This window comes from Myroides odoratimimus (assembly GCF_004337635.1).
Lineage (GTDB): Bacteria > Bacteroidota > Bacteroidia > Flavobacteriales > Flavobacteriaceae > Flavobacterium > Flavobacterium odoratimimum.
In genome coordinates this window covers 218686-237672 of the sequence record NZ_CP037427.1, presented here as the reverse complement: position 1 = coordinate 237672, position 18987 = coordinate 218686, and the positions used below count along the sequence as shown (strand labels likewise).

Sequence of the window (18987 nt, the reverse complement as noted above, 5' to 3'; positions counted from 1 at the left end):
GCAGTAAACTCAAGTATGTCATTTCTTTTATGAATTTACTTTATAATCTAGTAACTGCTTAAGTGTAATTTATTGAGTATTATAGAAAATTTTAATATCTTTAAAATATCTATTAAACAAATATAAATGGGGTGGTTTACTAACCGAAATAAGACTTGGGAAATAAGGGAAGGGCTTGTACTATTAGGTACTGTAGGTATTATTAGCTTTTTAAGTTTAGGAGTTCTTACCCCTTTAGTGGTGATGATATTTGGCTATCAAGTAAAGGTTACGCGTTGGATTAAGACCTCTTTCTTGATTTCACTTGTTTACTTATTAGTTTTATTGATTGCTTTATTTGTTTATTTAGCAGGAGAAAGCCCTGTTTCATTGTTAACGTTGAATTATATAAGCTTTTATATTTATGTTGTGTATTTGGCACTGTACTTACCTGAGTATCTACAGAGGTTAGATTTAAAAAACTATATTAAGTTAGAAAAGAACAAAGAATACAATTATTATGTAATCATGGAACAGCTGGAAGATGTACAGTCTTCAGAGTCATTAAAAGAGTCTTTTATGGCTAATTTAAGGACATTTAGAAGACAGATATCTAATCCTAGTATAGTTAATGAGATCGATGAGATTCTTCGCTTAATAGACGTTATAGTACTAAAAGAATCAGCTAGTACTGATTTGCTGTTAGAACGTCATGTGTCTACTATAGAGAATGCTTTAATTCAGTATATAGAGTTGAATAATAGCTATCATATAAATAACGAAGTAAAGCAATCTATATCTAAGTTAGAAAACTTAGTTAAGTATGCACGAATTGCATTAGAGAACGAGCTATCTAAGATAATAGAGACTCAAGTTCTAACAGTAGATGGAGAAGCTTCAGTTTATTTATCAGTATTAAAAGGAAAAGGATTGTTATAATGGGATGGTTTACACATCAATCTAAAAATTGGGAGTTAAAAGTAGGGTGGCTTAGTTATTTAGCTATTCTCTTTCCTTTTGTACTACCTCCATTGGCTATGCTTTATATGGGAGTGGTAGGTAAGATTAAGAATTTAGTTATTGCTAGTATCTTATGGAGTGGTTTATATGTAGGAGGTTATTTTCTGTATCTCTTTTATAAGGACTCTGGTAGATTAGACATTTTGTTGTTTGCTATTCTTTTGAGTGGTGCATTGGTTATCGCTATGTATTTAAAAGAATTCTTGAGGAGAGTGCACCTTAAGTCTATTATTAAAATAAGATGGAATACTGATTATGACTATTTAGACTTTATGCGCAGAAAGAAAATATCAGAAGTATTGTCTGTTAGTGATTTTATAGATCATTTAGTAACTTGGCAACAAGAGATAAAACAACAAGAAGTAAGAGGAAGTATTGCTAGCATGATTCAGTTGACTAAATCTATTACTAAAGATAATAAGCATATCAGCGAATTGTTTATTGAACGACACGCTTACTCTATAGAAAATATGTTACAACAGTATCATCAGATAGAATTATCAAAATTAGATAATGATATTATTCGATTAGCTGAAAGTAAAATAAGAACAACCCTTCTTAGTGTTATTAGTGCATTCGAAAATGAATTAAGTAATAAAACGAGATTTAACCATTTAACCATAGATTTAGATTCTGAAGTCTATATACAAGATCTAAAAAATAGAGGTTTATTATAAAAAGAAGTTATGGAAAAAGATATTCAACAAATGCGTGATGAGAACGTGTTAGCACCTTCAGTGAATGTAGAGTTCACGCCACAAGAACTAAAACAAATCGAATCATATAAGAAAGGTATTGACTTAAGTAATACAACTCAGGTGATACAGTATGGAGCTAATAGTCAGTTAAAAGCAAGTACTTTTGCTACAGAAATATTAAAACAAGTACAGACGAAGGATTTAGGAGAAACTTCTAGTGTATTAGTCAATTTAAAAGAAGAAGTAAAGTCTTTTGAAGGTATTGCGAATAAGAAAAGCTTATTCCCAATGTTTGATTCATTTAAGAAAAAGATAGCACGTCTTCAGACCCAGTATAGTAAAGTAGAAACCAATATCAATGCTATAGAACTTCAGCTAGAACGTCATTATAAGATTATGATGAAAGATGTAGCGATGTTCGATAAGCTGTTTGAAGAGAATAAGAATTACTTTAATGAGTTGTCTTTATATATAGCAGCTGGAGAAGAGAAACTAAAAGAATTAAATACAGTAGAATTACCACAATTAAAAGCTGAAGCGGAGAAGGATAATGATCCAGCGAAGATACAAGAGTATAAAGATTTAGAACAACAAGTAATTCGATTTGACCGAAAGGTACATGATTTAAAGTTGACTAGAATGGTTGTTCTTCAGTCTTCTCCACAGATCAGGATGGTACAGAACAATAGCTTGATGCTAATGGAGAAGTTACAATCAAGTATTGTAAACACTATTCCATTATGGAAAAATCAGATGGTCTTGACACTTGGTATAGCTCGTTCACAGCAGGCACTAGGAGCACAACGTGCCGTGACAGATGCGACTAACGAATTATTGAGTCGCAATAGTGAGTTGCTTAGAGACTCTACAGTTCAGATCGCACAGGAGACAGAGAGAGGTATCGTAGATATAGAGACTATTCGCAAGGTTAACTCTGATATTATTAACACTATTGATGACATAGTGCGTATCCAAGAAGAAGGAAAAGAAAAGAGACGTGCTGTAGAAGTGGAGTTAAGAGAACAAGAGAATGAACTAAAGAAACATTTGCTAGGCAATAGTGATACTGTAAAGTAGTATGTAATATTATAAAAGGTAGAAATACAAAAAGGAGATTCATCAGAATCTCCTTTTTGTATATAGTCAAATAAGAATTACTTTGCTTTTGCAGCAGTAAGCTCAGCGATCTTAACGATTACTTGTGTTGCTTTAACGATGCTTTCTACAGGTACATACTCATATTTTCCGTGGAAGTTATGTCCTCCAGCGAAGATATTAGGACATGGTAATCCCATATAAGAAAGTTGAGAACCATCAGTACCACCACGAATAGCTTTGATTAATGGTTTGATATCTAATTGCTTCATAGCTTCCTCAGCGATATCTACGATATGCATCACAGGTTCTACCTTCTCACGCATATTGAAGTATTGGTCACCGATTTCGCAGTTAACGATAGGTCCACCGAATTTCTTAGCATGTTTTTTATTAAACTTATCTGCTAATTTAGCCACAAGCTTTTTGCGTTTCTCATATTTTTTAAGGTTGTGGTCACGGATGATTAGCTCTACCACAGACTCTTCTATACTACCTGTTACCGTATGTACGTGGAAGAATCCTTCATAACCTGTTGTTTTTTGAGGAACTTCATCTTTAGGTAATTTAGACATAAATTTGTTTGCTAATAAGATAGAGTTAACCATCTTACCTTTAGCATATCCTGGGTGAACACTTTTACCATTAAAAGTAAGTTTAGCATACCCAGCATTGAAGTTTTCGTATTCTAATTCACCGATTTGGCTACCATCCATAGTATATGCCCACTCAGCACCGAATTTTTTAACGTCAAATAAGTGTGCTCCTCTTCCGATCTCTTCATCAGGTGTAAATCCGATACGGATTTTACCATGTTTGATTTCTGGATGTTGGATTAGATATTCCATAGCAGATACGATCTCTGTGATCCCTGCTTTATCATCAGCTCCTAATAAAGTAGTACCATCAGTAGTGATGATTGTTTGTCCTTTATATTGAAGAAGGTCTTTAAAGTAAGATGGAGATAAAACAACGTTTAACTCTTCGTTTAATACGATATCACCACCATCATAGTTTTCTACGATTTGAGGTTTAACATTAGCACCACTAAAGTCAGGAGAAGTATCGAAGTGTGCGATAAACCCGATAGTAGGCACTTCGTGATCTACATTACTAGGTAATGTAGCCATGATGTAAGCGTTCTCATCGATAGTTACGTCTTCTAGACCTATTTGTTTTAACTCTTCAACTAATTTGTTAGCTAAATCCCATTGTTTCTCAGTACTTGGACAAGTATTTGAAGATGAATCAGATTCAGTATCAACAGTTACATAACTGATGAAACGGTCAATGATATGTTGCATAATGTATAATATTTTAGTGTAACAAAAATAATAATTAAAAGTTGATTAGAAGGATTATCACTAGGGTATTATTAAAAAGATAAACTAGAGGAAGTAAAAGAGTTTGGCTTTAAAGGATTTACGGACATTGTATTAAAACCCTCCTTTTTGAATTTGTTCATTGAAATTGATAAACAGCTCTTTTTATTTGCTAGTTGATCTGTATTCTAGGTGAATTGATGTTTTCTATTGGAGATGATTTATAGTATTGATACTTAGATATAACAGTAATATTTTATTTATATATCTGTGGCTTGTTGTAAATCTATCAAGAAGGGACGGGTATTTATATAATGCAATATAGTACCAAGTGAGTGGAGAATACGAGGAATATAAAAGGAGGTTTGTTGGACAAAAGTGCCTCTAGCTCCATTAAACTCGACTTATTGTCCATGTATTGTCGAAGGATCTGGCTGTATAGTCCGTATTTGTTGGGTTTATAACTAGGTTTAAATTTGTTGTAAATTTATTAAAAGAGGTTAATTTGTTGTTTATTAGTATGTTGTGTTTTTTGAGTAAATAAAAAAAGAAGGTATTTTTTTCAATAATGGGCTTATAAAAGGACTAAAAGGAGTCAATTATAAAAAAAACGGAGTAAATTTTCTGAAATAGAAGCTTTTTATACTCTCTTTTATCCTAAATAACAAAAAAATAAATGCGTCTTTTTTAGAATATCTGTACTATTGAAATTTAGAAGAAGGGAAAGGAGGTTAGGAACTTATTGTTAGAAAGTAAGTTTAATGGCGTCAGACTATTGTAAAATTGTATATTTGAGTGAAGAAACAAAATAAGAGTTGAGATGAGAATTATTCTATCTATATTTTTAGTATTAATCAGTTATATGTCTTGGGCAGTAGAGCCGTTGAGGGAGTATGTGGATCATCCTGCTAATTCGACAGTGAATTTTGAAGCCTTAGAGATTGTAACGAAGGATGATTATAAATTGAAATCTTGGATTTGTTTTCCGCCTAAGGATAAGGACTTAAAGAAAGTCTTGGTATTAGCCTATGGCGATGCAGGCAATATGTCTTATTATGTAAGACAAGTCTTAGAAGTAGCGAAGCATGGGTATACTGTCGTGATGTTTGATTATAGAGGATATGGAGAGAGTCAGGCATTCGATATGATAGAGACACAGCTGTACTATGACGAATTTGTCACAGACTTAAAAGCAGTAGTAGAGTATAGTCAGAAGAGATTTGAGCAGCCAGTAGGTGTTTGGGCTCTTTCTATGGGTACGATAGCTAGTACACTATTATATACCGATTTGAAGTTTGATTTCTTGATAGCAGAAGGGTTTGTATCTAGTCCGCAGGATATCATTAGTAAGTTAAAACAGTTTTTAGAGAAAGAGTACACATTGCCTAGCAGTGCAGCACAGTATGAGTTAGCGTTGAGTAAGCTGACCTTACCAGTCTTATATTTTGCAGGAGATAGGGATGGACTGACGTCTCCTAATGATAGCTATCGAGCTAAGTTTTTGAATGCTAAGAGTGAAGTCGTATTGTATAAAGGGGCTCATCTTCAGGGATTTCAGGCGTTGTCTGATGCCACACATGGAGAGCGATATATTAAGGCTATAGATACCTTTATGAATAATATGAATACTGTAGTAGAAAGTAAATAAGAGAGATAGCACATTCGAAATAAATTATAATCGAATCCTAATAATCATACTCTATTTAATAACTAACTTTGTCCGCAGAATAAATCCCCATAGAGACATTAATAATGGAATCTACACATAGACATTTTTTGTTATATAAACCACATGGTTATATCAGCCAATTCATATACGAGAAGAAGAGAACCAAGCATAAGTTAGGAGAGTTATATGATTTTCCAGAAGGGACTATGGCTATCGGTAGATTAGATGAGAATTCTGAGGGATTGCTGTTTTTGACTACAGACGGGATGACTAGTGAGCGCGTAAGAGGAGCACATTATGAAAAGGAGTATTATGCGCAGGTAGATGGTGTTATCTCAGAAGAGGCTGTAGAACAAATGAGAAATGGAGTGCTTATCGGGGTAAAAGGAGAGAAATACTTAACTAAACCTTGTGTAGCAGAACGATTAGAACAATTACCGGAGTGGGTAGGAGTAGGCAGACGCATTAGAGATGAGAGACATGGTCCTACGAGTTGGGTACGTATAGTCCTAACAGAAGGTAAGTTTAGACAAGTAAGAAAGATGACAGCTCATGTGGGACATGCGACACTAAGATTAGTGCGTGTGCGCATCGGAGAGATATCATTAGAGGGGATGCAAGTAGGAGAAGTAAAAGAAGTAGATCAATTATAATCTAAGCCAGTATGAATACTAAAGCAAAAGAGAATTATCAATTTCAGAAGATAGTAGCCATAGTAGGAGTATTATTATTTGTTATTAAAATACTTGCTTGGTCTTTAACGCATTCAGTAGCTATATTGACAGATGCCTTAGAAAGTGTTATTAATGTGATTAGTGGCTTTGTAGGACTATATAGTTTATATTTATCAGCATTACCTCGAGATAGAAATCACCCTTATGGGCATGGAAAGGTAGAGTTTATCTCAGCCACTGTAGAAGGGGGAATGATTATTCTAGCAGGGCTAGTGATTATCTTCGAAGCAGTACGTAATTTACTACACCCACAACCTGTAGGACAACTAGATTACGGAATTATCCTTGTAGCGATAACAGCAGTAGTAAACTATATTCTAGGTTGGTACGCTATTAAAAAAGGAAAAACGAATAAGTCACTTGCTTTAGTAGCGAGTGGTAGACATCTTCAGTCAGATACCTATTCTACTATAGGTATTATTATCGGTTTGATTTTACTTTATTTTACGGGATATGGATGGTTAGATAGTGGTGTTGCATTATTATTTGCAGGGATCATTATTGTCACGGGATACAAGATTGTACGTGGTGCGATATCTGGTATAATGGACGAAACGGATGAACTTTTGTTAAAAGAAGTTGTAGAATATCTACAAGAACACCGCAGAGCCAATTGGATAGATCTTCATAATCTACGTATTATTAAGTATGGAGCAGTATTACACTTTGACTGTCATATGACCATACCATGGTATTTTAATATCGTCGAAGGACATAAAGAGGTAGAACAATTAGAACAGGAGATAATCGAGAAGTTCGGAGCAGATATGGAGTTATTCGTTCACATGGATGACTGTAAGCCCTTCTCATGTGTGATCTGTAAAGTGGAGAATTGTGCTTATCGTCAGGCCGAATTTGAACATCAGATAGAATGGACGATAGAGAATATCTCTAAGAATAAGAGACATAATAGCTCAACTACTCCGCAAGGATAAAACGCTTTTGTGTTCTATCAAAGCTAAGATTATCATCTTCGAAGAAGTTGTCGAAGACCCCTTGTTCTATTAGTGTGTCAGTTTCTCCCTGTGTATTCGAATCTTTTTTGAGTACAATGATATCATCGCTAAAAGCGATGGCCAAATCCATGTCATGACAAGAGAATAGAATAGCTTTTTGTTCTTCATGGGCTAACTTTCGCAGTAGTTTAAACAGGGCTACTTTATGATGCAAGTCTAAGTGATTAGTAGGTTCGTCTAAGATAATGATAGGTGTATCCTGAGCGATGGCTCTAGCGATGAGCACACGTTGTAACTGCCCATCACTGAGTTGGCTCATATTCCTATCGACTAGCTCTTGTATATCTGTTAGTTCTATAGCTCTATTTATTAGTGTATAGTCCTTGTCGGTTAAGTTACTATAATGATTTAGATAAGGAGTTCTTCCTATCTGTATTAATTCTCTTACTGTTAGTTCAGAGACTGGTATTTTCTCTGTTAGTACTATACTGATGATGGTCGCTAATTTAGAGTTGCTGTAAGTGTGTAGCTCTTCTCCTAATAATTGTATTTTTCCACTTATTATCTGTTGGTTAGCAGATAGTGTTCTTAATAAAGTGGATTTTCCTATTCCATTAATTCCTAAAAGAGAAGTCAGTGTACCTGGCTTTAATTCAATGTTTAGGTGTTGCTGAACTATTTTATAATGTCCTTTCTTTAGTGGGTACCCTATACTCAGTTCTTGTGTTTTTAAAATAGGTGTGTTCATGTGTTATATATACTAGAATAAGAAAAATTAAATGTAGTTAAATGAACTGTATTATGAAAGTAATATGTTTAGACATACTCTTGAGGTTAAGATAGAGTGACGTTTTTTATGATATTGTTTCTTTATGGTTAAGTGATTATTTCAATTCTATCATTTTGAAAATGAGAATATAGTGATTAGTTAGTGTTGTGTTAATATTTAGATAAAATGGCTAGTCTAGATTTGAGTACATAATAATAACACGATCAAATGAAACAAAAACTACTTTTTGGAATTATTGTCCAATTCTTTTGTATAACCCTTACTTATGCTCAAGAAAAGCGTACACTTCAAGGAAGTGTAGTGGATGAATCAGGTATTTCTCTACCTGGCGCATCTGTTTATATCAAAAATAAAACAGACGGAACTAGTACTGATTTAGATGGTACTTTTAAGATAGAAGTATTAGACACAGATGTACTCGTATTTTCATTCATCGGATATAATAATAAAGAAGTACCTGTGGGTGTACAACAGAGTATAAAGGTGGCTCTAGACCCAGAAGGCTCTTCTTTAGACGAGGTTATTATTACTGCTTTAGGTATCAGTAAAGCTGAAAAAAAAGTAGGATATTCTACACAAAAAGTAGATGTAGCTAGAACTCAAGAAGTAGCTACTCCTAATATGGGAAGTTTATTATCAGGACAGGTGTCAGGACTTCAGGTGTCTAATGCTCCTGGACTATTACAAGGACCTAAGTTCTCTCTTAGGGGAAAAACTCCTTTAGTCATCGTAGATAATATCCCTGTAGATACAGATTTTTATGATATAGCACCAGAAGATATAGCAGATATTAATGTACTGAAAGGAACAAGTGCTTCTGCTCTATACGGGTCTCGTGGGCGTAATGGTGCTATCCTTATCACAACTAAAGGAGCTAAAAAAGAAGGACTAGAAGTGACGCTTACACAGAACACGATGATAAGTGCAGGATTTACAGTCTATCCAAAAACACAAAAAGAGTATGGTAACGGATCAGATGGTAAATATGAATTCTGGGATGGAAAAGACGGTGGTATTAGTGATGGAGATATGAACTGGGGGCCTAAGTTTACACCAGGGTTAAAAATAGCCCAATGGAATAGCCCTATTCGTGATAAGCAAACAGGACAAGTAATTAATTGGTATGGAAATGTTGAAGGAACAATGTATAATGATAAGTCTAGGTATGAACGTGTACCTATCGCATGGGAATATCACGATAACTTAAAAGAATTTCTAGAGACAGGAGTGAACTCAAGAACAAGCTTTTCTGTTGCCAACAGAGGGGAGAAAACATCTTATCGACTAGGAGGAGAGTTTAACTATAATAAAGATCGTGTACCGAATACGAGTTTATACAGAGGTAACCTTTCTTTTAAATCAACAACTCAATTAACAGAGAAACTAGCGTTAGATGCCAAACTTACTTATGCAAATATCTATTCTCCTAATATTCCTAATTATGACTATAATCCGAGTGGGCATATGTATACTGTCCTAATATGGCTGGGGTCAGATGTAAGTGGTAGAGACTTAAAGAATAATCTGTGGGTACCTGGTATGGAAGGATATCGCCAAGCGAACTGGAATTATGCGTGGTATAATAACCCTTGGTTTGGGGTTGAAAATTTTAAGAGAATTTGGAATAAAGATATTGTGACAGGACAGATGGCGCTAAGATATGATGCTACGGATGACCTGAAGTTTCAAGGAAGAGCTTCTGTAGTATCATCAAGCAATAAAGAAGAGTTACAGAGTCCTAAATCTTACTTTAATTACAGCGCTAGTAGAGAAGGTGGTTTTAGTATCAATAATATTAAAGACTTAAAACTAGAATATGATTTCTTAGCGATGTATACGAAGGATCTAACTGACTATATGAGTATAGATGTCAATGCTGGGGCAGCGTCTAGATATAGTCAGTACAACAGAAGTTATTCTGCAGCAGATGGATTAACAGTACCAGGGGTATATAATCTAGGGAATTCTACAGGTCCTGTGACAGCAGAGAATCGTCTAGAAAAGAAAGCTGTAAATAGTGTATATGGTACTGTAGAGTTAGATTTCTTTAACTCGTTCTTCTTTACATTTGCCGCTAGAAATGACTGGTCATCAAGTTTAATAAAAGAAAATAGGTCATATTTTTACCCTTCTACTTCTTTGAGTGTATTGTTATCTAATCTGATAGAAATGCCAAAACAAGTAGATTATTTAAAACTATATACTTCATGGGCTCAGGTATCAAGTGACTTAGATCCTTACCAGTTGCAGTCAGCTTATTCTCCAGTAACGCCTTCATTTAATGGTAATCCTATGGTATCATATCCTAACTCTATATTAGATTTAAGTCTTCTACCAGAGAAATCTAAATCTTTTGAACTAGGATTGTCATCTGCTTTCTTTAATAAACGACTAAACTTTGATTTGACTTATTATAGAGTATTGGATTCTAACTTCTTAATTAAATTCCCAGTATCAGAAGCTTCAGGCTTTGATAATATGCTGCTTAACGGAAATGAATATACTACTAAAGGATGGGAACTTAGTCTATCAGGAGCCGTGATTAAAAAAGATGATTTTCAATGGAACTCTACTATAAATTGGAGTACAAGAGAACGAAGAATTACTAAGATACATGGAGGCGCTGCTAAATACGGAAATTTAAAATTGAACGATAGAGCAGATTCTTATTACGATATAGAATGGATGAAAGCTCCAGATGGTCAAGTAATCTTAGATGCTAAAACAGGAATGCCAACAGGGAATAAGCAAGCTACTAAACTAGGAAACTTCGATCCTAAATGGACTTTAGGGTGGAATAATAACTTTAAGTATAAAAAGTGGAATGTAAATATTGGTATAGATGGAATATGGGGAGGAGTTACTCGCTCTCAAGTGGTAGAAAAAATGTGGTGGGGAGGAAAACATCCTAAATCAACCCAATATAGAGATCAGGAGTATGCTACAGGTAAACCTATTTATGTACCAGAAGGAGTAAATATAGTATCTGGAGAATTAATTACAGATGTAAATGGCAATGTAGTATCTGATACACGTCAGTTCCAAAAGCATACAGGAGCAGTAAGTTGGCAAAGTTGGGCACAGAATTATCCTTATCGTGCTCGAGTAACAGAGAAAGAGAATAAACTATTTGCGAACGTATTTGATCGAACGTATTTTAAGCTAAGAACATTGGCTATCTCTTATGACTTTACAGAGATGATTAAATCTAAGAAAATTACTCAGTTATCTGCTTCTTTAACAGGGTATAACTTATTGATATGGAAAAAATCAAAAGGACTTTATTCTGATCCAGATTACGAAATCACTACTTCTAATGATATTCAAGATCCATCAACGAGATGGGTAGGTTTAGGAGTGAATATTAAATTTTAATACTGATACAAATGAAAAAATATATAAAAATAGCTGCATTAGCTCTAGTAATTATATCAATGGGGAGTTGTCAAGATTTAGATAAATTAAGCGAAGACCCTAACCGAGTAAAAGAGGCAGATCCTTATTTACTATTGCCCAAAGTAAGTAAGTCAGCTTTTGCATTAAATGGAATTAGCAAAGAGTATGCTTCTAGAATGATTATTCAGACGGATGGAGAGAATACTAGTCAATACTTTAAGTGGAATAGTTCTAGTTTTTCAGCGTATCAGGAGTTGTTACAAGTACAAAAAATGATGGATGAAGCGAAACGTACCAATAAGGAAGAATATATAGCGGTAGGTCATTTTCTTAAAGCTAGGTTCTTTTATGAATTAGCGATTACCTTCGGTGATGTACCTTACTCAGAAGCCTTATTAGGAGAGAAGAAAGTTCCTTTCCCTAAGTATGATAAACAAGAGGATGTTTTTGTAGGGGTTTTAAAAGAATTGGAATTAGCAGCCTCTATGATTCAAAACAAACCCTCTATTAAAGGAGATATAATCTATGGAGGAAATACTGATAAATGGAAAAAGTTAATAAACTCATATCAATTAAAGGTATTGATGAGTTTATCTAAGAAAAAAACAGTTGGTACGATTCAAGTAGCAGAACAATTTGCAAAAATATATAACGCAGGAAACCTATTAGAAAGTAATGCAGATAGTGGACAACTTATGTATTTCGATCAAGCAGGTAGTCGCTATCCCCAGTTTAATTCAAGTTCTTATGGATCAAGCATGTATATGTCAGGAACATTTATTAATTTACTACAAGATTTAAAAGATCCTAGGTTATTTGCTTTTGCACAACAAACGTCAACAGCATTAGAAAAAGGTTTGCCTATTACAGATTTTAGTGGATATAATGGAGGGGATCCTACAGTGCCTTATGCAGAGAATGAAAAGTTAGTGCAAACCAAGAATATATCTAAAATCAAAAGTCGTTATTATTTAGATCCTACTAACGAGCCTACTTCTATATTGAGCTATTCTGAGTTGCAGTTTATATTAGCTGAGGCTGTAGCGCGTAACTGGATAGGAGGTAGTGCAGCTGATTTTTATAATAAAGCGATAGAGGCAAACTTTAATTTCTATAATACGTATGCGAAGGGAATGGCTAGTTATTATACAAAAGAAGCTTTTATCAATTATATAAATCAGTCTAAGGTGAAGTATCAAACAGGAAGTTTAAATGTGCAATTAAAACAGATTTTGACTCAGAAGTATATTACTATGTTTCACCAATCGAATTGGACGATTTATTACGACCATTTGCGTACAGGATATCCTGAGTTTAAAATACAAGAAGGAATAACACCTCCTACAAGATGGCTATATCCACAAACAGAATACAATAGAAATCAGGCTAAATTACAAGAAGCATTAAATAGCCAATTCGGTGGAGCTGATAATATCCGCGGTATCACTTGGTGGTTAAAATAAGGTATATGAGTACAACAAGAAGAGATTTTATAAAGAAATCCGCTTTATTTTCAAGTGGACTCTTTTTCGCAGAGGCTATGCCTGCATCTATTCAGAGAGCATTTGATATCAAAGCTCCTGAAGGATCTACGTTCTTAGATGCAGAACATATTGTTTTCTTAATGCAAGAGAATAGATCTTTTGATCATTGTTTTGGGACTTTAAAAGGGGTAAGAGGATTTAATGATCCTAGAGCGATGAAGCTTAAGGATGGTCTGCCTGTTTGGTTTCAGTCAGATATTCATAAAAATATTTATAGCCCTTTTAGACTTGATATTGAGAATACTAAGGTGACTTGGATGGGAGGCTTACCACATAGTTGGAAGGATATGGTAGAGGCTCGTAACGAAGGTAAAATGGATAATTGGCTGATAGCTAAACGACCAGGAAATGCTGAGTATAAGGATTTACCTCTGACGATGGGATATTTCTCGCGGGCAGATATTCCCTTTTATTATGCTCTAGCAGATGCCTTTACAGTATGTGATCAACACTTTTGTTCTTCTTTGACAGGTACTAGTGCTAATCGATCTTATTTTTGGGCTGGGGCTATTCGCGAGAAACCAAGAGATCCCAACTCTATAGCTCATGTGGATAATGGACAGATAAACTATAAAGATGTCAGCTGGACTACTTACCCAGAACGATTAGAAAAAGCGAATGTGTCGTGGAGAGTATATCAGAATGAATTAAGTATTCCTGTAGGATTTGATTGGCATGCAGAGAGTTGGTTAGCGAATTTTACAGATAATAATTTAGAGTTCTATAAGCAATATAATGTGCGTTTTCACAAGGCTCATTATGACTATATGGTATTAGAGTTGGAGAGACTAAAGGGAAGCTTGAGTGACAAGACTCTCGCTAAAGATAAAATACAAGAAGTAGAAAGTAAGATACAACAGCTAGAAAAAGATATTGTTCTATACTCTCCTTCTAAATTTGAAGCATTAAGCGAATTTGATAAAGCTATTCACAAGAAGGCATTTACTACTAATACAAGTGATCCAGATTATCACAAGCTAGAGGAGATGACCTATATGGAGAGAGGCGTGGAGAAAACAATGGAGGTGCCTAAGGGGGATATCTTTTATCAGTTTAGAAAGGATGTAGATGAAAATAAGTTGCCTATGGTAAGTTGGTTAGTTGCACCGTGTAATTTTTCTGATCATCCTTCAGCGCCTTGGTTTGGGGCGTGGTACTTATCAGAAGCGATAGATATCTTAACGAAGAACCCAGAGGTGTGGAAGAAGACTATATTTGTGTTGACATACGATGAGAATGATGGTTATTTTGATCATATTGCTCCTTTTGTGCCCCCACTAACGACTGATAAGACGATGGGAAAAGTGGCTAAGGGAATGGATACACAAGATGAGTGGGTCACTAAAGAACAAGAAAGAGTAAGAACAGGTAAACCTGATAGTCAATTAGCTAGCCCGATAGGATTAGGGTATAGAGTGCCTATGATTATAGCCTCGCCTTGGACTAGAGGAGGCTGGGTAAACTCAGAGGTGTTAGACTTGACCTCTACGATACAGTTCTTAGAATATTTTATCGAAAAAAAGACTGGTAAACAAGTTATCGAAGAGAATATATCTAGCTGGAGAAGAGAGGTGTGTGGTAATATGACGAGTGTATTCCAATCTGAGCGTGACCTAAGAGAGGTAAACTTAGATTTCGTAGATCGCAAGGATTACATCGCTAGAATCATGAATGCAAAAGAGAAGAAAGTACCTGGAGACTTTAATGCGTTTACAAAAAAAGAGGTATTAGGGGCTAAACATTGGACACTGTTATCCAAATTTCCTAAACAAGAAGAAGGAATAAAGAAGGCATGTGCTTTACCTTATAACCTGAATGCAAATGTGAAACTGGCAGGAAGTAAAACGCAGTTACAAATGGATTTCACGGTTGAGTCTAATCAGTTAAAGAATAAGGTGTATGCAGCTCCTGTACAAGTATATGATATGATAGGTGGTAATCAGTCAAGAGGCATTTGGGACTTTGCGGTTAGAGATAATGAACCAATGGATTATTACTGGAAGGTAGAAGATGGAGAACAGTATCACTATAATGTACATGGACCTAATGGGTTCTTTAGAAGCTTTAAGGGAAGTAAAAAGAATTTAGATATTTATGTTGAGGTTCTTTTACACACAGATTTAAGTATCTCTGTGAAATTAAAAAACAATGGTATGGATACTGTAAATGTTGCTTTAGACAATAGTTTATATCTGAAAAAGGCAATGATTATAGAGTTGTCTCCTAATAAAGAAGAGTTACTTAAATGGGATTATACTGGATCAAATGGTTGGTATGATTTAATGATAAGTTGTAAAGAAGATAAAGAGTGGAAGCAACATTATGCCGGTCATATCGAAAATGGTCAATCAAGTATAACGGATCCATTTATGGCAAGTCTGTCTAAATAACAGCAATCTATATGAGATAGAAGAGGAGACTGATAAGGTCTCCTTTTTTTGTTTTAAATAAGTATTCATAAAGAGTTTTATAAGAAGACTTCTTACGGTAAAGATTTATGAACTATTTAGTGTTTTAAAAAGACAGTGATTACCGTAAAATAATCTTATATTTGTGTGTAAATATTTATTGAAAAAATAATGAAACCAAACACACAACAATTAACAGAGTTAACTACTCAAGTAAGAAGAGATATTCTTAGAATGGTACATGCTGTAAGTTCTGGACACCCAGGAGGATCTTTAGGATGTGCAGAGTTTTTAGTGACTTTGTATCAAAAGTTAATGGATAGAAAAGAAGGGTTTAATATGGACGGAACAGAGGAGGATATCTTCTTCTTATCTAATGGACATATTTCACCAGTATTTTATAGCGTATTGTCACGCAGTGGATATTTTCCAGTAAGTGAATTAGCTACTTTCAGAAAAATCAATACGCGTTTACAAGGACATCCATGTACTCATGATAGATTACCAGGAGTGCGTATGGCGTCAGGTTCATTAGGACAAGGACTTTCAGTAGCAGTAGGAGCAGCTCAAGCTAAAAAATTAAATAAGGATAATCACCTTGTTTATGTTTTAATGGGAGATGGTGAGTTACAAGAAGGACAAAACTGGGAAGCTATTATGTATGCATCTGCTAAGAAGGTGGATAATGTAATCGCTACTGTAGATTTAAACGGAAAACAAATCGACGGACCAACTGATGATGTATTAAATTTAGGTTCTATGAAAGCTAAGTTTGAAGCATTTGATTGGGAGGTTATAGAGATAGAGAAAGGAAATGATATTGATTCAATCGTAGCTGGATATGAATTAGCAAAAGCTAAAACAGGTAAAGGAAAACCTGTATGTGTATTGTTAAAAACAGAAATGGGTAATGGAGTAGACTTCATGATGAATACACATGCATGGCATGGTAAAGCTCCTAGTGATGCACAATTAGAAGAAGCTTTAAAACAAAATCCAGAAACATCATTCGGAGATTATTAATCCACTTAAATTGAATCAAAAATGAAAAAATATACAAATACAGGAAGTAAAGATACACGTTCAGGATTCGGTGCAGGACTTACTGAATTAGGACAAAAGAATGAGAATGTAGTAGCATTATGTGCTGACTTAATCGGTTCGTTAAAAATGGATGATTTTAAAAAGAATCACCCAGAGCGTTTCTTTCAAGTAGGAATTGCTGAAGCGAATATGATTGGATTAGCTGCAGGTATGACTATCGGAGGTAAAATTCCTTTTACAGGAACTTTTGCTAACTTCTCTACAGGACGTGTTTATGATCAAATTCGTCAGTCTGTAGCATACTCTGAGAAGAATGTGAAGATATGTGCTTCTCACGCTGGATTAACACTAGGTGAAGATGGTGCTACTCACCAAATCTTAGAAGATATCGGATTAATGAAGATGTTGCCTAATATGACTGTAATCAATACATGTGATTACAACCAAACCAAAGCGGCTACTTTAGCTATTGCTGAGTATGATGGACCTGTTTATTTAAGATTTGGACGTCCAGTAGTGCCTAACTTTATGCCTGCTGATGAGAAGTTTGTTATCGGTAAAGCTGTTATGTTAAACGAGGGTACAGATGTGACTATCGTAGCTACAGGACACTTAGTATGGGAAGCTTTAATCGCTGCTGAAGAGTTAGAAGCAAAAGGAATCTCTGCTGAGGTAATCAATATCCATACTATCAAACCTCTTGATGAAGAGGCTATCTTAAAATCTGTAGCAAAAACAGGATGTATAGTTACTGCTGAAGAGCACAACTTCTTAGGAGGTCTAGGAGAAAGCGTATCTAGAGTATTAGCTTTAAATAACCCATTACCACAAGAATTTGTAGCTGTACAAGATACTTTCGGTGAATCTGGTACTCCAGAGCAATTAATGGAAAAATATGGTTTAAACGCTGCAGCTATCGTTGAGAAAGCACAGTTAGTAATCAACCGTAAATTCAAAAGATAATTAAGAGTATATCTAATATATAAAAACCTGCTTGAGCAATCAAGCAGGTTTTTTTTGTATAGTAGTATAATGAGTGGAGTAGGACAAAAAAAAGAGGTAGAATCAATCTACCTCTTTGTATATAATCTTATTTGTTATTTTTTAGTAGGCCAAATTACCTCACCATCTTTTTGATCTGGGAAACATGCTCTGTCTAGGTATCTAAATACATTAGAACAAGTTTTTAGAATAGGGTCATAGTATTGGTAATATGCTTTTTTGTTGTTTTTGTCTTTATACTGTAATTCAGTTTTAGTAAGTACACCATCACCATCATCGTCATCGTCTAAGAAGTTAGGTACACCGTCACCATCTGTATCAAAGTCAAAGTAATCTTTAATCGTTAATTTAAGTGCACGTATCTCATCATCTGTAAGTGCTCTTCCTAGTTCTGATGATTTTTCGATTACTTGTTTCGCTTCATATTTTGAAAGGATACCATCCCCATCGTGATCACGCTCTCTTTTCGCTACAAGCGTCATATCGATGATATGTGGTTGGTATGCTTTAAGTTTAGACCCGAATCCAGCATTGAAATATCCTACTCCTGATGGGATAAAAGCAATAATTCTACCTGCTGATCCTTTTTCATAAGTAGGGATACCATTATCACCTAATTGTATACCAGTAGCTGTTTTTACTTTAGTTAATAGTTGTCTTTCTGCTGTTTTTAACTGAGCAGGTATAAGACCATAATTACCTTGTGACATAAGAGCGAACTCCTGTAATGTGATAGGGAATGAGTAATAATTACCTATACTTCCATTATTGTCAAAAGATTCATTCTTTAGAGAGTAAGATTTTGTCTTTACAAACACAGAATCTATAGTAGAGATATAATCACCTTTTCCTTCTTGTTTGTTTCCATCAGCATCAGGAACAATAAAATAAGCAATAGTATATTCTAATTCGTCTTTAGGTTTAGAAAACTTTAAAGAAGTAGTACCATTAGGGTTTCTAACAGCTTCGTATTCGTAGTTGTCAGATGTAATGATTTGTTGCTCTATTTTGATTCTTTTATCATCTTTAAGAGGTACTACATTAGGATTACTAATACTATCAAAACGAATATTATCTCCTTCAATAATCAAGTAGTTTTTAGCTAAGAACTCTTCTATTTGCTTTGCATTTTCATCACGAACTTCTTTACGGTCTCTTAGGTTTACAACTTCATTTCCACCATTACCGTCATCTTTATTACAATTGGCAGCTGTTAGTCCTAGAAAAGCAAGACCTAAAACTGTAAATAATCTATTCATTTTTTGACTTATTTTAGTAGTGCAAGATACAATTTTACTTTATTTTTGTGTACTTTGTTAGAGAAATTTAA

General features: G+C 34.6%; 14 protein-coding genes. 11 read left to right on the top strand and 3 right to left on the bottom strand.

Annotation, left to right across the window (positions count from 1 at the left end):
* Positions 1–126 precede the first annotated feature (126 nt).
* Genes E0Z07_RS01110 through E0Z07_RS01100 form a run of 3 tightly spaced genes read left to right on the top strand, consistent with a single transcriptional unit; the run spans position 127 to position 2774 of the window.
* On the top strand, positions 127–918 hold the full coding sequence (locus tag E0Z07_RS01110; RefSeq protein WP_006258795.1) for a hypothetical protein: 792 nt from the start codon (positions 127–129) through the stop codon (positions 916–918).
* Complete coding sequence (locus tag E0Z07_RS01105) at positions 918–1676, top strand: hypothetical protein (RefSeq protein ID WP_006258794.1); 759 nt, start codon at positions 918–920, stop codon at positions 1674–1676. The genes E0Z07_RS01110 and E0Z07_RS01105 overlap by 1 nt, the downstream gene beginning before the upstream one ends.
* A 9-nt stretch (positions 1677–1685) precedes the next feature.
* Positions 1686–2774, top strand: a complete 1089-nt coding sequence (locus E0Z07_RS01100; RefSeq protein ID WP_006258793.1) for a toxic anion resistance protein — start codon at positions 1686–1688, stop codon at positions 2772–2774.
* 77 nt (positions 2775–2851) lie between these two features.
* On the opposite strand, the gene pepT is transcribed toward E0Z07_RS01100, so the two are convergent.
* Entirely contained in the window at positions 2852–4096 is a 1245-nt protein-coding gene (gene pepT / locus E0Z07_RS01095) for a peptidase T (protein WP_006258792.1), read from the bottom strand.
* Between the two features lie 838 nt (positions 4097–4934).
* Here pepT and E0Z07_RS01090 point away from each other — a divergent pair.
* The 3 genes from E0Z07_RS01090 (at position 4935) to E0Z07_RS01080 (ending at position 7452) form a co-directional block, all read left to right on the top strand.
* The gene (locus E0Z07_RS01090) at positions 4935–5762 is read left to right on the top strand and encodes an alpha/beta hydrolase (RefSeq protein WP_131540159.1); all 828 of its coding nucleotides are present in this window, start codon (positions 4935–4937) and stop codon (positions 5760–5762) included.
* A 104-nt stretch (positions 5763–5866) separates the two neighbouring features.
* Positions 5867–6436 carry a pseudouridine synthase gene (locus E0Z07_RS01085; RefSeq protein ID WP_006258790.1) on the top strand — a complete coding sequence of 190 codons (570 nt, stop codon included), beginning with the start codon at positions 5867–5869 and terminating at the stop codon, positions 6434–6436.
* An 11-nt stretch (positions 6437–6447) separates the two neighbouring features.
* Complete coding sequence (locus tag E0Z07_RS01080; RefSeq protein ID WP_006258789.1) at positions 6448–7452, top strand: cation diffusion facilitator family transporter; 1005 nt, start codon at positions 6448–6450, stop codon at positions 7450–7452.
* Here E0Z07_RS01080 and E0Z07_RS01075 read toward each other — a convergent pair.
* Entirely contained in the window at positions 7436–8221 is a 786-nt protein-coding gene (locus E0Z07_RS01075) for an ABC transporter ATP-binding protein (protein WP_131540158.1), read from the bottom strand. The genes E0Z07_RS01080 and E0Z07_RS01075 overlap by 17 nt on opposite strands.
* A gap of 249 nt (positions 8222–8470) precedes the next feature.
* Here E0Z07_RS01075 and E0Z07_RS01070 point away from each other — a divergent pair, with 249 nt between their 5' ends.
* The 5 genes from E0Z07_RS01070 (at position 8471) to E0Z07_RS01050 (ending at position 17618) form a co-directional block, all read left to right on the top strand.
* Complete coding sequence (locus tag E0Z07_RS01070) at positions 8471–11638, top strand: SusC/RagA family TonB-linked outer membrane protein (RefSeq protein WP_131540157.1); 3168 nt, start codon at positions 8471–8473, stop codon at positions 11636–11638.
* An 11-nt stretch (positions 11639–11649) separates the two neighbouring features.
* Positions 11650–13122 carry a SusD/RagB family nutrient-binding outer membrane lipoprotein gene (locus tag E0Z07_RS01065; RefSeq protein ID WP_131540156.1) on the top strand — a complete coding sequence of 491 codons (1473 nt, stop codon included), beginning with the start codon at positions 11650–11652 and terminating at the stop codon, positions 13120–13122.
* Positions 13123–13127: 5 nt separating this feature from the next.
* Positions 13128–15593 (top strand): phosphocholine-specific phospholipase C, encoded by a 2466-nt coding sequence (locus E0Z07_RS01060; protein WP_131540155.1) that lies wholly within the window; start codon positions 13128–13130, stop codon positions 15591–15593.
* 189 nt (positions 15594–15782) lie between these two features.
* Complete coding sequence (locus E0Z07_RS01055; protein ID WP_006258784.1) at positions 15783–16634, top strand: transketolase; 852 nt, start codon at positions 15783–15785, stop codon at positions 16632–16634.
* 21 nt (positions 16635–16655) lie between these two features.
* Positions 16656–17618, top strand: a complete 963-nt coding sequence (locus tag E0Z07_RS01050; protein WP_006261912.1) for a transketolase family protein — start codon at positions 16656–16658, stop codon at positions 17616–17618.
* A 134-nt stretch (positions 17619–17752) separates the two neighbouring features.
* On the opposite strand, the gene E0Z07_RS01045 is transcribed toward E0Z07_RS01050, so the two are convergent.
* On the bottom strand, positions 17753–18916 hold the full coding sequence (locus E0Z07_RS01045) for an EF-hand domain-containing protein (protein WP_131540154.1): 1164 nt from the start codon (positions 18914–18916) through the stop codon (positions 17753–17755).
* Positions 18917–18987 lie beyond the last annotated feature (71 nt).

Excerpts from the sequence above, each read along its gene's own strand:
- E0Z07_RS01080 (WP_006258789.1), top strand. The coding sequence starts at position 6,448 with ATGAATACTAAAGCAAAAGAGAATTATCAATTTCAGAAGATAGTAGCC.
- E0Z07_RS01075 (WP_131540158.1), bottom strand. The coding sequence starts at position 8,221 with ATGAACACACCTATTTTAAAAACACAAGAACTGAGTATAGGGTACCCA.
- E0Z07_RS01090 (WP_131540159.1), top strand. The coding sequence starts at position 4,935 with ATGAGAATTATTCTATCTATATTTTTAGTATTAATCAGTTATATGTCT.
- E0Z07_RS01045 (WP_131540154.1), bottom strand. The coding sequence starts at position 18,916 with ATGAATAGATTATTTACAGTTTTAGGTCTTGCTTTTCTAGGACTAACA.
- E0Z07_RS01055 (WP_006258784.1), top strand. The coding sequence starts at position 15,783 with ATGAAACCAAACACACAACAATTAACAGAGTTAACTACTCAAGTAAGA.
- E0Z07_RS01110 (WP_006258795.1), top strand. The coding sequence starts at position 127 with ATGGGGTGGTTTACTAACCGAAATAAGACTTGGGAAATAAGGGAAGGG.
- E0Z07_RS01105 (WP_006258794.1), top strand. The coding sequence starts at position 918 with ATGGGATGGTTTACACATCAATCTAAAAATTGGGAGTTAAAAGTAGGG.
- E0Z07_RS01065 (WP_131540156.1), top strand. The coding sequence starts at position 11,650 with ATGAAAAAATATATAAAAATAGCTGCATTAGCTCTAGTAATTATATCA.
- E0Z07_RS01070 (WP_131540157.1), top strand. The coding sequence starts at position 8,471 with ATGAAACAAAAACTACTTTTTGGAATTATTGTCCAATTCTTTTGTATA.
- E0Z07_RS01085 (WP_006258790.1), top strand. The coding sequence starts at position 5,867 with ATGGAATCTACACATAGACATTTTTTGTTATATAAACCACATGGTTAT.
- E0Z07_RS01060 (WP_131540155.1), top strand. The coding sequence starts at position 13,128 with ATGAGTACAACAAGAAGAGATTTTATAAAGAAATCCGCTTTATTTTCA.
- pepT (WP_006258792.1), bottom strand. The coding sequence starts at position 4,096 with ATGCAACATATCATTGACCGTTTCATCAGTTATGTAACTGTTGATACT.
- E0Z07_RS01050 (WP_006261912.1), top strand. The coding sequence starts at position 16,656 with ATGAAAAAATATACAAATACAGGAAGTAAAGATACACGTTCAGGATTC.
- E0Z07_RS01100 (WP_006258793.1), top strand. The coding sequence starts at position 1,686 with ATGGAAAAAGATATTCAACAAATGCGTGATGAGAACGTGTTAGCACCT.